The 12,502-nt window shown below is 69.3% G+C and carries 17 protein-coding genes; 10 read left to right on the forward strand and 7 right to left on the reverse strand.

The annotated features are described in order from the left end of the window. Window positions 1-25 precede the first annotated feature (25 nt). Complete coding sequence (locus ACWCO2_RS06835; RefSeq protein WP_450126752.1) at window positions 26-571, reverse strand: CGNR zinc finger domain-containing protein; 546 nt, start codon at window positions 569-571, stop codon at window positions 26-28. 99 nt (window positions 572-670) lie between these two features. On the opposite strand from ACWCO2_RS06835, the gene ACWCO2_RS06840 reads away from it, so the two are divergent. Together ACWCO2_RS06840 and ACWCO2_RS06845 are read left to right on the forward strand one after the other, a co-directional pair. Continuing rightward, window positions 671-886 carry a hypothetical protein gene (locus ACWCO2_RS06840; RefSeq protein WP_450126753.1) on the forward strand — a complete coding sequence of 72 codons (216 nt, stop codon included), beginning with the start codon at window positions 671-673 and terminating at the stop codon, window positions 884-886. 11 nt (window positions 887-897) lie between these two features. Beyond that, window positions 898-1,281 carry a VOC family protein gene (locus ACWCO2_RS06845; protein ID WP_450126754.1) on the forward strand — a complete coding sequence of 128 codons (384 nt, stop codon included), beginning with the start codon at window positions 898-900 and terminating at the stop codon, window positions 1,279-1,281. Here the strand turns inward: ACWCO2_RS06845 and ACWCO2_RS06850 are convergent. Then, window positions 1,272-1,817 (reverse strand): MmyB family transcriptional regulator, encoded by a 546-nt coding sequence (locus tag ACWCO2_RS06850; RefSeq protein ID WP_450126755.1) that lies wholly within the window; start codon window positions 1,815-1,817, stop codon window positions 1,272-1,274. The two genes, ACWCO2_RS06845 and ACWCO2_RS06850, sit on opposite strands and share 10 nt — an antisense overlap. A gap of 85 nt (window positions 1,818-1,902) precedes the next feature. Here ACWCO2_RS06850 and ACWCO2_RS06855 point away from each other — a divergent pair, with 85 nt between their 5' ends. The 5 genes from ACWCO2_RS06855 (at window position 1,903) to ACWCO2_RS06875 (ending at window position 4,682) form a co-directional block, all read left to right on the forward strand. Continuing rightward, window positions 1,903-2,307, forward strand: coding sequence for a helix-turn-helix domain-containing protein (locus ACWCO2_RS06855; RefSeq protein WP_450126756.1), 405 nt, complete (start codon window positions 1,903-1,905; stop codon window positions 2,305-2,307). 5 nt (window positions 2,308-2,312) lie between these two features. Further along, complete coding sequence (locus ACWCO2_RS06860) at window positions 2,313-2,948, forward strand: hypothetical protein (protein WP_450126757.1); 636 nt, start codon at window positions 2,313-2,315, stop codon at window positions 2,946-2,948. A gap of 126 nt (window positions 2,949-3,074) precedes the next feature. Continuing rightward, window positions 3,075-3,359, forward strand: a complete 285-nt coding sequence (locus ACWCO2_RS06865) for a DUF2516 family protein (RefSeq protein WP_450126758.1) — start codon at window positions 3,075-3,077, stop codon at window positions 3,357-3,359. A 38-nt stretch (window positions 3,360-3,397) separates the two neighbouring features. After that, entirely contained in the window at window positions 3,398-4,096 is a 699-nt protein-coding gene (locus tag ACWCO2_RS06870) for an alpha/beta fold hydrolase (RefSeq protein ID WP_450126759.1), read from the forward strand. Window positions 4,097-4,133: 37 nt separating this feature from the next. After that, entirely contained in the window at window positions 4,134-4,682 is a 549-nt protein-coding gene (locus ACWCO2_RS06875) for a YbaK/EbsC family protein (RefSeq protein WP_450126760.1), read from the forward strand. 144 nt (window positions 4,683-4,826) lie between these two features. Here the strand turns inward: ACWCO2_RS06875 and purU are convergent, their stop codons facing one another. The 4 genes from purU to ACWCO2_RS06895 form a co-directional block, all read right to left on the reverse strand. Continuing rightward, window positions 4,827-5,699, reverse strand: coding sequence for a formyltetrahydrofolate deformylase (gene purU / locus ACWCO2_RS06880; protein ID WP_450126761.1), 873 nt, complete (start codon window positions 5,697-5,699; stop codon window positions 4,827-4,829). Between the two features lie 139 nt (window positions 5,700-5,838). After that, window positions 5,839-6,579 (reverse strand): maleylpyruvate isomerase family mycothiol-dependent enzyme, encoded by a 741-nt coding sequence (locus ACWCO2_RS06885; RefSeq protein ID WP_450126762.1) that lies wholly within the window; start codon window positions 6,577-6,579, stop codon window positions 5,839-5,841. A gap of 39 nt (window positions 6,580-6,618) precedes the next feature. Continuing rightward, a complete protein-coding gene (locus ACWCO2_RS06890) occupies window positions 6,619-7,497 on the reverse strand; it encodes a class I SAM-dependent methyltransferase (RefSeq protein WP_450126763.1) in 879 nt (292 codons plus the stop codon). Then, window positions 7,476-7,988, reverse strand: coding sequence for a DUF2505 domain-containing protein (locus ACWCO2_RS06895; RefSeq protein ID WP_450126764.1), 513 nt, complete (start codon window positions 7,986-7,988; stop codon window positions 7,476-7,478). The genes ACWCO2_RS06890 and ACWCO2_RS06895 overlap by 22 nt, the downstream gene beginning before the upstream one ends. On the opposite strand from ACWCO2_RS06895, the gene ACWCO2_RS06900 reads away from it, so the two are divergent. Next, window positions 7,975-9,144: a UDP-N-acetylmuramate dehydrogenase gene (locus ACWCO2_RS06900; protein WP_450126765.1), complete on the forward strand. Its 1,170-nt coding sequence runs from the start codon at window positions 7,975-7,977 to the stop codon at window positions 9,142-9,144. The genes ACWCO2_RS06895 and ACWCO2_RS06900 overlap by 14 nt on opposite strands. Window positions 9,145-9,320: 176 nt before the next feature. Beyond that, window positions 9,321-10,241 carry a hypothetical protein gene (locus ACWCO2_RS06905; protein ID WP_450126766.1) on the forward strand — a complete coding sequence of 307 codons (921 nt, stop codon included), beginning with the start codon at window positions 9,321-9,323 and terminating at the stop codon, window positions 10,239-10,241. Window positions 10,242-10,360: 119 nt separating this feature from the next. On the opposite strand, the gene ACWCO2_RS06910 is transcribed toward ACWCO2_RS06905, so the two are convergent. Then, window positions 10,361-11,107 (reverse strand): SDR family NAD(P)-dependent oxidoreductase, encoded by a 747-nt coding sequence (locus tag ACWCO2_RS06910; RefSeq protein WP_450126767.1) that lies wholly within the window; start codon window positions 11,105-11,107, stop codon window positions 10,361-10,363. A 220-nt stretch (window positions 11,108-11,327) separates the two neighbouring features. On the opposite strand from ACWCO2_RS06910, the gene ACWCO2_RS06915 reads away from it, so the two are divergent. Then, the gene (locus ACWCO2_RS06915) at window positions 11,328-12,482 is read left to right on the forward strand and encodes a L,D-transpeptidase (protein WP_450126768.1); all 1,155 of its coding nucleotides are present in this window, start codon (window positions 11,328-11,330) and stop codon (window positions 12,480-12,482) included. Window positions 12,483-12,502: the final 20 nt, after the last annotated feature.

A 12,502-nucleotide genomic window follows, 5' to 3' on the forward strand; every position in this document is an offset into this window, starting at 1 on the left:
ATGCGCCGCAAGCGTTCGCCCGTGATCAGGCGGACGTGGTGTGGCGTTCGCGCCAGGAGCGGGCCTTCTCCCGGTTTCCGCACACCCGCATCGAGCACCAGGTCCGAGAGCGGTTGCGGGATCGGTCGTAGAACGCCCACAGGCAGTCCTCGGCCGGGCAGATCTTGATCCGGTCCCAGTGCCCGGTGTGCGCTAGGCGCGCAGCCGCCACCAGCACGGTTCCCAGCGCATCGGTGCCGGTCAGCACCGGTATGCCCTGCTGCAGGCGGACTTGCACCGGCCAGGCCGTGGTCGGTTCCGGTGGCAGGCCGTCGCAGGAGACCGCGCTGCGCATGGAATCGCGGATCTCGCGCGCCGCTTCGACGTCGGAGGCCGCCCCCAGGCCCCGGTCCGCGCACCACTGCTGCCACTGGTCCAGATCGTCCAGGCGTTCGGTGCCTTCGTCTACGTCGTAGGTGTTGAGGAAGGCCAGGAGTAGCTCGATGTCGTGATCGAAGTCGAGTTCGACCGCCTCCAGCGTCGGTGGTCGGACCGCCTCCGGAGCGACAGCTCTGCTGTTCACGAACACCATCGTAAGCCAGTAGGGGGTTGTGTCGGGTGAGTGTAACCACCATACTCGTAATGGCAGTTAGTAACTGGTGAAGCTGATTAGCCGGTTAGGAGCGTTGGAATGCACCCGTCTCAGATCGCGTCGCGGGTCACCGGGTGCGAGCTGACCGCCGCGGCGGACCGACAAAGGGAGATCGACCGCGCGCTGAGCGAAGGCGGTCGGCTGTGGCCACTCTGGCTGGACCGGTTCGCCGACTGGTGGGTGAAGGCTTCGGCGGCGTTGCGCCCCGGCGCAGCCGTTGGCCCCGGGCCCACTCCGCCTGGCTGCCTGAACTGAACGGAGGATTGATGACCGAGCTCAAGCTGACTGCGTTCGCCATCGACTGCCCGGAACCGCGAAAGCTCGCCGAGTTCTACGGCCGCCTGCTCGGCTGGCAGATCGACGAGTCGGAGACCGAGGACGACTGGGTCGAGTTGGCGAACCCCGACGGTGGTGCAGTGCTGGCGTTCCAGCGGGACCCCGGCTACCGCCCGCCGACCTGGCCGAGCCGCGACGTCCCGCAGATGATGCACCTGGACATCCGCGTGCGAACCCTGGAAGAGGGCCACGAGCGCGCGATCGCGGCAGGTGCCACGCAGCTTCCACAGCCGTCCGATCAGCTGGACTCGAACTGGCGCGTCTACGCCGACCCGGACGGCCACCCGTTCTGCATGTGCGCTTGTCAGGTGTGATCCCAGGCCCTGCTCGCGCGGAGCAGGGCCTGGACCATCGCGCGAGGATGACCGGACAGCGGCAGCATCGTGTACTCGAAGACCAGTTCGCCGACCTGGGGATGGTCGAGGACCTTGGTGCCCTGGGGTCGGCGCCGATCGGGTGCTCGGCCCAGATCTCGGCGAACGCCGGGCTCGCCTCGCGCACGTCGGTGGCCAGCCGGTCGAACTCGGGATCGTCGGGATACCGCGCGGCGTCCGCCCGGAACCGGCCGACCAGTCCGCGACCCGCGTCCTGCTGGCCGCGGATTGCGGACTGGTAGCGGGCGCTGGTGAAGAAGGTGACCAGGCAGTTGTGGTCGTCGGGTCCCGTAGCCGAAGACCGCGCTCACCGCGCTGTTGAGCGAGATCAGGTTCCAGTGCCGGTCGATGAGGTAGGCGGGCTTGGTCATCCAACCGTCGATCAGCCGCTGCAGCTCGGGGGAGGCCCGCCGCCGTACCGGTTCGGCCTGCGGCGGGTTGAGCCCGGCGAGCAGGTAGAGGTGTTCGCGTTCCAAGGTCCCACGAACGAGTGCAAGCAGGGTGCTTGCAAGAGTTAGCACTCGTGCGTATCGTGGTCGGCGACCGGAGAGGTGCTAGCCCGTGGAACGTGTGGACAAAGCAGTCAACAAGGCCGTGAACCAGGCGGTCAGCGATCTCGGCGGCTACATCCGGACGCAACGCAACAACGCCCAGATCTCGTTGCGGCAGCTGGCGAAGCTCGCCGGTGTGTCGAACCCGTACTTGAGCCAGGTGGAACGCGGGTTGCGCAAGCCGAGCGCGGAGATCCTGCAGCAGATCGCCAAGGGGCTGCGGATTTCCGCCGAAGCGCTCTACGTGCAGGCCGGGATTCTGGAGCGCCGCGAGAGCGGGCCGGTGGTCGACGCGGTCCTCGCCGACCCCCAGCTCAACGAGCGGCAGAAACAAGTGCTTCTGGACATCTACGCCTCGTTCCGGCGCGAGCAGGACGCCGAACCGGACGAGGACAGCCAGCAATCCGAGGAGTGACCACCATGCCGGGTTTCCCGAAGACCGAGGACGTGAACAAGGTGCGCGAACAGGCCGAGAAGACCTTCGGCGACGCCGTCGAGCAGGCCCGCACGCCGCTGCTCGCCGCTCTCGGTGCCGGTGACCTCGCTGCGCAGGCGCTGCTGGACGCGGTCAACAAGGTTCGCAGCCAGCTCAACGAGCGCGCCGAGGCGGCCCGCCAGGAACTGCCCAACGACCTGAACGAGCTGCGCGGCAAGCTCGACCCCGCCGAGCTGCGCAAGCGCATCGACGCCTACAGCCAGACGGCCAAGCAGCTCTACGACTACCTGGCCGAGCGCGGCGAGGAGGCCCTGGGCAGGCTGCAGGACCAGCCGCAGGTCAAGAAGGCCTGGAGCCAGGTCGGCACCGCGCAGGACAAGGTCGAGGAGACCGTGGGCGAGGTCCGCGACCTGGCCGACGACGTGCTGGGCAAGGTCAGCCGCCCGTTCGTCGAGGCCGACGAGGCCCCCGCCAAGGAAACCGAGAAGGCTTCGGGCGACAAGGCTTCGGTCGAGGAGTCCAAGCCCGCCGCGACCCGCAAGCCGGCGGCCAAGTCGACCGCGAAGAGCACCATCAAGCCCGCGGCGAAGAAGACCTCGGACAAGTCCACCCAGAACTGACGCCCGCCGTCACCAACTCCCCGACACGCCCAGACGCGTCGGGGAGTTGGTCGTTGCGGGGGTGTTGGCGATCGGTAGGTGCCTGTGCACTCGTGCAGCACGTAAGGTGGAGGGGTGTTTACCGGCTTGGCTTTGTACCAGTGGATCTTGCTGGTGATCTGGTTCGCGGGCATCCCGGTCGGGGTCTTCGCGTTCGTGCACGCTGCCCTGCAGCGCCCTGACGCGTTCACCGCCGTGGACAAGCTGAACAAGGTGAAGTGGCTGGCCATCACAGGTGCCGCCGCGCTGCTGCTGATCTTGGACCAGCGCGGCCCGTACGGGATCATCTGGATCGCCGGACTGGTCGCCGCGCTGGTCTACATCGTCGACGTGCGCCCCAAGGTGCGGGAGATCCAGGGACGGTCCTGGTAGTGGGTCCGCGCTGGGCGACGCACGGCCGTGGCGGACCGGTGACGCTAGTCGTGCACGGCCTGGGCGCCACCGAGGGCGAAGCCCGCATCCCGGCCTCCGGACTGCCGGGCACCCGGGTCGTCGTCATGTTGCCGGGGCACGGCGACGCCCCGGACGCCCCGTCGGGCTACTGGAACTACGCGGCCATCGCGACGGACGTCCTCGCAGTCGCCGACGAGGTCGGAGCGACGCGTGCGGTCGGTGTTTCGATGGGCGCAGGTGCGCTGACCCGCATCGCGGCCGAGCACCCGGACCGGTTCGAGCGGCTGGCACTGCTGCTCCCGGCCGCTTTGGACCGCCCTCGCAGCATCGCGGCGAACTGGTCCTTCGAACGTCTCGCTGACGCGGTCGCGGCTGGCGACGGCGCGCAGCTGCGCAAGCTCGTCGCGGAGGACCTGCCGCCGGGCGCCGAACTCGGGGATTACGTCGAGCAGCGGGCCAACGCGCTGCTCCGCCTCGAAGACGCGCTCCGCGAACTGCCCGAGCGAGCACCGCTCGCGGACGCGTCCGCGCTGAGCTCCGCCAACTCGGACGTGCTCGTCGCCGGAGCCACCGACGACCCCCTGCACCCGGCAGAGGTGGCCAAATCCGTGGCTGCCGCCTTCGCCCGCGCGCAGCTGGAGATCTTCCCCTCGCCTGCACCGATGCTCACCCACCGCCGCGAGCTGCGCCGCCTGCTGGTCGACTTCCTGGCCTGAACCACTGGCACTCGGCAGCGGTTCGTATCGTCGTGCCATGGGTGCTGATTGGTCTTTGGCCGCGGGAACGCTGGACGTCGCATCGGCGCTGGAGCGCCTCGAACTGCTCGCCGACCCGGTAGCGGAGTCGGTCCGGGAGCTCGACGATGCGCGCATCGGGGCGACCGAGATCGACCCGGACCTGGCGGACACCGCAGCGTTCTGCGAGAAGTACGGCTCGCCGCTTGAGTTTTCGGCGAACTGTGTGGTCGTCGCGGGCAAGCGATCCGGCGAGGTCCGCTACGCCGCCTGCGTGGTCCTGGCGACCACCCGGGCCGACGTGAACGGCGTGGTCAAGCGCCGCTTGGACGTCCGCAAGGCGTCTTTCGCGCCGATGGACGACGCGGTCGAGCTGACTGCCATGGAGTACGGCGGAATCACCCCGTTCGGTCTCCCCGCGGACTGGCCGATCCTGATCGACCCGGAGGTAGCAAAGGCTTCGGCCGTGGTGGTCGGCAGCGGTGTCCGCCGAAGCAAGCTCATCACCCCGGGCGAACTCCTGACCCAACTCCCCAACGCAGAAGTCCTCGACGGCCTCGGTCGCTGAAAGCCCTGCGGAGTTCCCAACTTTAGGGAAATTTGGAAACCCACCCGATCAACGCTTCCGGGTGAGCGGGGAAAGGCACCTTCTAGCAACTCAGCTAGAACCCAAGGTTGCCTGAAGGTGCCTTTCGCCTGGAGAACGTTCAGATCAGAAGACGACTGTGCGGCGGTTGTGGACGAGGACTCGGTCTTCGAGGTGGGCTCGGAGGCCTCGGGCGAGGACGAGCTTCTCGATGTCCCGGCCCTTGCGGACCATGTCCTCGACGTCGTCGGTGTGGTCCACGCGGATCACGTCCTGCTCGACGATCGGGCCCGCGTCCAGTTCTGCCGTCACGTAGTGGCAGGTCGCGCCGATGAGCTTCACGCCTCGGTCGTACGCCTGGTGGTACGGGCGGGCGCCGGCGAACGACGGCAGGAAGCTGTGGTGGATGTTCAGCGCGCGGCCGGCCCAGGCCTCGCACAGCTCGGGCGGCAGGACCTGCATGAAGCGGGCCAGCACGATCGCGTTCGGGTCGTGCTCGTCGACCAGCGAGCGGACCTGCTCGAACGCCTCGGCCTTCGCCGCCGGGTCCTTGCCGAAGGGCACGTGGTGGAACGGGATGCCGTGCGCCTCGGTGATCGGGCCGAGGTTCGGGTGGTTGCCGATCACCGCGCGCAGGTCCACGTCCAGCTCGCCGGAGCTGATCCGGCCGAGCAGGTCGTGCAGGCAGTGCCCGTCCTTCGACACCAGGATGACCACCCGGCGCCGCTCACCGGTGTCCGAGATGCGCCAGCTGCTCTGGCTGCTGAGCTCCTCGGCGACGGCGGCGAAGCGCTCGCGGAGCTCGTCGATGCCGAACGGCAGCGAGCCGGAGAGGACCTCCTGGCGGGTGAAGAACCAACCGGTCTCGATGTCGGTGTGGTAGCCGGCCTCGACGATCCAACCGCCGAACTCGGCGATGAAGCTCGAGATGCCGGACACGATGCCGGTGCGGTCGGGGCAGCCGAAGCTGATGACGAAACGCCGTTCGGAAGGGCTCACGATCAGGCATTATCGCAGGTAGTGGAGGTCCCGTCGATCACAGGGCAACCTGTGTCCGAGCCCACGGCCCACGCCGGTTCACCCGGTGGGCGGTAAATTTCGCGAGAAATTGACCACCCCTCGGGTGACGCGGCTGGGCTCAGCGGCCGTTGATGAGGGTGGTGAGGGCGGCGTTGCCGGTGAGGGCGGCGGTGCTCGGGCGGCCCCAGACCTTGCGGTAGACCGCGTCGGCTGTGCCGGCGATCGTTGCGTCGACCTCGAGGGCAGCACCGGTGGCTGTTGCGGCTCGCGGTGGCTCGCCCGGGTGGAACTCGACCAGCCAGGCCCGGCCTGCGTCCGGGGCGTGGACGAGCACCTGGCCCTCGGCGGTGCTCTCGCTCCAGTCGCCGAGGGGGAGGATCATGGTCAGGAACTCGTCGATTCCGTCGGCGGCCAGTTCCGGGTCGAAGATCAGGTCGTGCACGTGGTCCGAGCCCAGGCCGGCGAGGGCGTGTTCGGCGTCCAAGCGGTGGATCGCAGTCTCGTGCGCCATCCGGCGGGTCCAGCTGGCGGCAGTGCCGCCGGGGAAGAACGACCGCACCCGGCGGGACGGGTCCATTGTGGATAGAGTGTGGCGCAAGTCGGCCAGTCGCTCGTCCCACCAGGTCAGCACGTCGTCGAACTCGGCCGGTGGGCCCGGCGCTTCGGGGCGAGGGGCGCCCGGCTCCAGGTGCAGGGAGAGCTCGGCCCTGGCGTACGCCTGCGCCAGGTGCTGCACCAGGCGGCGAACGTCCCAGCCCGGACAGGTCGACACCTGGGCGTTCGGTCCGGCCTGCAGCGCGGCGCTGCGAAAGGCTGCGGCCTGCTCCGGGAAAGCACGGTTCAACAACTCGCTAGCCATACCCCCACGGTAGGCCTCCGTGAGCGGCGGTGGTGGTGCTTAAGACCGGTCGGGAGCGACGGCTGTCCACGGGACGGTCATTTCGCCGAGGCGCCAACGTCGGCGGCGGTCGAGGACCGGCCAGCCGCGGTCGGCGAAGAGCTGCACCGCATGCGCCCAGCGGGCTCGCGGGCCGAACGGGGCCATCGGCGCCGCTGTCGCCCAGCAGGCGTCGAGCTCGGCGAGCATCGCGTGCACCTTCTCACCCGGCACGTTGCGGTGGATGAGCGTCTTGGGTAGCCGTTCGGCCAGGTCGGAGGGCTTCTCCAGGTCCGCGGGCAGGCAGGCCAGGGTGAAGGTCAGCGGGCCGCTTCGGTCCAGCGTCACCCAGCAGCAGCGGCGCCCGATCTCGTCGCAGGTGCCCTCCACCAGCAGCCCGTCCGGGGCCAGCCGGGCGCACAGCTCGTCCCAGTACTTCCACGCCTCCGGCTCGGAGTACTGCCGGAGCACGTTGAACGCCCGCACCAGCGTCGGACCGGCGAAGCCGCGCACCCCGGCGGCCAGTCCGGCCAGCTCGAACCCGCCGCGGCGGAACTCCAGCGACGGCGGTTCGGCGACCTCTTTCCCAGCCGCGACCCGGTCCGGGTCGATCTCCAGGCCGACCACCCGCAGCTCCGGGTGCAGCGGACGCAGCCGATCGGCCAGTTCTACGGTCGTCACCGGCGTCGCGCCGTAGCCGAGGTCGACCACCACCGGTTCCGCGGCGTCGCGCACGGCGCCCGCGACCCACGGGGTGCCGAGGATCCAGCGGTCGACGCGGCGCAGCCGGTTCGGGTTCGTCGTGCCCCGGGTGGGCATGCCCAGCGCGCGGGCGCGACCGGCCGCGAGCCGCGGTGCCCGCTTCTTCGGGACCGAGGTCATCCGCGGCGGGCCAGCCATTCGGTGGTGAAGCGCTCTTCGGCGCTGAGGAACTTCTGCACCTGGTCGGCCACCAGGTCCTCGATCTTGCCGCCCAGGAACGGCACGTTGACCCGCACGTTGCCGGACACCACGAACTCGCTGATCGAGGCCTCGCCCGCCACGTCGCGCAGCCACATCGAGCCGGTGATGGTGCACGGCGCCCCGGCGATCTCGGCCGCGATCTCGCCCGTGTAGTGCCCGTCCTCCTCGCGTCGCCACGACTCGCTGCGATCGATCGTCAGATCGCCGCCGACCACGGTGCGGGCCACCGAGGGCAGCGAGTCCGCGGACACGGAGTGGCGGATCTGGAACTGCGCGCCGCCGTTGGTCGCCACGTGCTTCACCAGCTCGGCGTTGGCGCCGCCGAGCTCCTCGAGGCGGTCGTTGAGGTAGTCGATGTCGATCAGCGCCTCGTACAACCGGACCGCGGGCGACTCGGAGGTGCTTCGGTGCTCGATGCGGCGTGCCATGGAGCGGAGGTTACCTTTGGCAACCGTGAAGCCCTCCACGTCCGGTGCCGAAGAAGTGCGCGGTGACACAGCGCCCGTGGCCGAACTGCCCGGCGAAACCGCTGGTGTCCCCCTGGCCGAACACACCACCCTGCGGCTGGGTGGTCCGGCGACCGGCCTGGTGGTCGCGACCCGCTCCGACGAGATCATCGAAGCGGTGTGCGCGGCTGATGCGGGCGGGCACCGCCTGCTCGTCCTCGGTGGCGGCTCGAACGTGGTGGTGGCCGACGAGGGGTTCGACGGTCACGTCGTGCGCATCGCCACCGAGGGCCGTCAGTACGACAGCGTCGGCGACGGATTGGTGCAGCTCACCGCGGAAGCCGGCGAGGACTGGGACGAGGTCGTCGCGGACACCGCGCGCCAGGGCCTCGGTGGGCTGGAGTGCCTGTCCGGCATCCCCGGCCTGACCGGCGCGACCCCGGTGCAGAACGTCGGCGCGTACGGCGTGGAGGTCTCGGAGCTGCTGGTCTCGGTCGACCTGCTCGATCGCGCCGCTGGCACCGTGCGCACCGTCCCGGCCACCGAGCTGGGCCTGACCTACCGCAACAGCGTGCTCAAGCACAGCGACGCCGCCGTGGTGCTGCGCGCTCGGTTCCTGCTGCGCGACGACAACCTGTCCGCCCCGATCCGCTACGGCGAGCTGGCTCGCACGCTCGACGTCGAGCCCGGTGGACAGGTGGACGTGGCGAGCGCGCGCGAGGCGGTGCTGGCGCTGCGTCGCGGCAAGGGCATGGTGCTCGACGCGGACGACCACGACACCTGGAGCGCCGGTTCGTTCTTCACGAACCCGATCGTCGACGAGGCCGAGCTGCCCGCGGTGCTCGAGCGCATCACCGAGCGCGTTGGTGCTGACCAGCGGATTCCGCAGTACCCGGCCGACGGCGGGGTCAAGCTGTCCGCGGCGTGGCTCATCGAGCGCGCCGGGTTCGGCAAGGGCCACCAGGGGCCGGGCGGACGGGTGGGCCTGTCCACCAAGCACACGCTCGCGCTGACCAACCGCGGCGGCGCGACCACCCAGGACCTGCTCATTCTTGCGCGTGAAGTTCGGGACGGAGTACGCGTGGCCTTCGGCGTTTCGCTGGCACCGGAGCCCGTCTTGGTGGACTGTTCGCTGTAGCAGCCGAAGAGCTGAACGGCCGTAAGAGTGACTCTTCGTGACTGACGCGTAACCCTGAGTGTTAAATGGTGTAGGTGGAGGGGGCCACCATGCTGAGCATCAGGGAGCTGAGAGATCGGGCAGTGATACGCCCGATAAAGCGGGCAGTTGAGGATCAGTTACTCGACCTGCCCGGGGTGACCGCTGTCGACATCGGTGCGAAACACCGTGCCGGACGCAGCACCGGGCAGCAAGTCATCGTGGTCTCGGTCGCGCGCAAGAGACCGCGCGAGCAGCTGAAACCCGACGCCTGCGTGCCGCCGGACGTCTTCGGCATCCCGACCGACGTGGTTGAGGAGCAGCCGGTCCTGCAGCACATCCACTGCGCCGAGAACGAGTCGCTGACGCCGCGGCCGCGGCGCGTCGAGCGGCCCGGGTTGATCAGCGGCGGCAGCGGGATCGCGCCGTGCCGGGCGGTCCACCTCGCGCCGCCGCAGGTGCCGGAGGCCGGTTCGCACCGGCGGATCGGCACGCTGGGCGCGCTGGTGACCGGCGCCGCGCCGATGGCGGTGACGATGGGTCTGACCACCTTCGACGTGGGTTGTCTGGACGACGGCTGGTCGGTGGGCGACCGGATGGCCGACCCCGAGGGCGGGCGGGTGCACGCCGAGCTCGCGCGGGCCGCGCTGTCCGGCCGGGTGGACGCGGCGGCGGTCGCGTTGGCGCCGGGATCCGCGACGACCTGCGTGGTCGAGGGCATCGGGCCGATCACCGGGTCGGCGACGGCCTACCCGGGCGAGCGGGTGAGCAAGAACGGCTTCGGCACCGGCGTGACCGTCGGCGTCGTGACCTCGGTCGATGCGACGGTCCGGATCGACCACGGGGACGCCCTCGGGGTCCGGGTGCTGCGCGAGCAGGTCCGCATCGTGGGTTCGTCGTTGCACTTCTGCGGGCCCGGCGACGCCGGGTCGGTGGTGCTCGGACCGGGCGGTCGCGTGATCGGCCTGCACGTCGCGGGCAGCTGCGACGGAGCCGTCGGATTCGCCAGCCCGATCACGGACGTGCTCGCCGAACTCGACGTGGAGCTGTGCACCGAACCGCAGCGAATCCACGCCTAGTCGAATTCGCCTGGCGATTGCTTCCGCAGTTCATGGCCCGTGAGTCCGTTGCGCTGCTAGAGCGATACAAAAGACTCACGGGCAGCTACCAGGCAAAACCGTCGCCTGGCCCTGGGAACTCACTCGTGGCGGTGCATTCGCGTTGCCGAGTGCTGGTCGCGGGGCTTGATCTCCAGGAAGTCGATGTTGACGTGCGGCGGGCGGGTCACCGCGAAGGTGATGACATCGGCGATGTCGTCGCTGGTCAGCGGGGTGATGCCGCGGTACACAGCCGCCGCGCGGTCCTTGTCGCCGCCGAAGCGCACCTCGGAGAACTCCGTCTCCACCGCGCCCGGCGCGATCTCGGTGAACCGCACCGGCTCGCCCAGGTGCTCGCCGCGCAGCGTGCGGTGCAGCGCGCCCTGCGCGTGCTTGGCCGAGGTGTAGCCGCCGCCGTTGTCGTAGACCCCGGAGGCTGCCACCGAGGTCACCGTGACCACGTGGCCGTTGCCGGAGGCGACCAGCTTGGGCAGCAGGGCCCGGGTGACCCGCAGCGTGCCGAGCACGTTGGTCTCCCACATCCAACGCCAGTCGTCCTCGTCCGCGTCGGCGATCTTGGCCAATCCCTTCGCGCCGCCGGCGTTGTTGATCAGCACGTGGCACTCGGGGACCTGCGCGACGAACGCGTCCACCGATTCCTGATCGGTGACGTCCAGCGGCAGCGCCGTGGCGCCGATCTCCTCGGCCAGCTCGGTCAGCCGGTCGAGCCGTCGCGCGCCCAGCACCACGTTGAAGCCCGCAGCGGCGAGCTGTCGTGCGGTGGCGGCGCCGATGCCGGAGCTCGCCCCGGTGACCACTGCCCAGCGACCTGCAGAATTCGTACCCACGTCCACGTCCTCCCGCCGGTTTCGGGTTGCCCTCATCATCCGATCACGTCACCCGGAGGGGCTCGTTGTCACCCGATCGATGTGACACGGCACACTAGAAAAGGAAGACATCCTTTCGGGTTTCCGGACGTCTCATGAATGTGGGTCATTTTTCGGCGGCTGTTCGGCTGGATTTAGGCAAAGTGGACAGCGCGGTCGCAATTTCTCAGAAGGGATCGAAGTGAGTGGTTCCAAGCTGCGGCTCCTGCGGCCTGCACTCGCCGGGACAATTGCGGCTGTGCTGCTGATCTCCGGCTGCGGTTCGTCCACCCCCGAACAGCAGAAGCCGGCCGATCCGGTTGCGAAGGTGTCCTTCGAGCCCGGGGCCGATGCCGGTGACGTCAACCCGGCCGCCCCGGTCAAGGCCAGCGTCGAGAAGGGCAAGTTCGACTCCGTCGAACTGACCAACGACGACGGAAAGCCGGTCGACGGGCAGCTCGCGCAGGACGGCAAGAGCTGGCAGCCCAGCGTCGCCCTCGGCTACGGCAAGACCTACACCTGGTCCGGCCAGGCGACCGGTGAGGACGGCAAGCAGGTCCCGGTGGAGGGCAAGTTCACCACCCTCCAGCCGCAGGAGACCGTCCGCGCTACGGTCAACCCGACCGATGACGCCGAGGTCGGCATCGCGATGCCGATCAGCATCAAGTTCGACAAGCCGGTCCAGGACAAGGCCGCCGCCCAGAAGGCGCTGAACGTGCAGACCTCGGTCCCGGTCGAGGGCGCCTGGGCGTGGTTGTCCGACCAGCAGGTCGACTGGCGGCCGAAGGACTACTGGCCCGCGAACACGCACGTCAGCGTCAGCGCCAAGCTCTACGGCGTGTCCTACGGCGACGGCGCCTACGGGGTGGCCGACCTGACCAGCGAGTTCAACATCGGTCGCGCGCAGATCGTCAAGGGCGATGTGGGCACGCACCGGCTGATCGTGGAGCGCGACGGCCAGCAGGTGGCCAACTACGCCGCCAGCTACGGCGAGGAGTACGACCCGGGCCGCAACACGCCCAACGGGACGTACATCGTCATGGAGAAGAAGCCGGTGGAGATCATGGACAACCCCCGGTACGGCTACCACGACGTGCGCAAGACGTGGGCGACCCGCTTCTCCAACCACGGCGAGTTCATCCACGAGAACCAGGAGAACGCCGCGGCTCTCGGCAAGGTCAACAACTCGCACGGCTGCATCAACCTCAGCGCGGTGGACGCCAAGGCGTACTACGACACCGCGCTGATCGGTGACCCGGTCGAGATCACCGGATCGGCGAGCAGCATGCCCCCGCAGTTCGACGTCTACGACTGGCTCCTCAGCTGGGACCAGTGGACCGCGAAGTCGGCGGCCTGAGTGCCTGCCTTTGATCCGGG

This window comes from Saccharopolyspora sp. NPDC002376 (genome assembly GCF_053593195.1).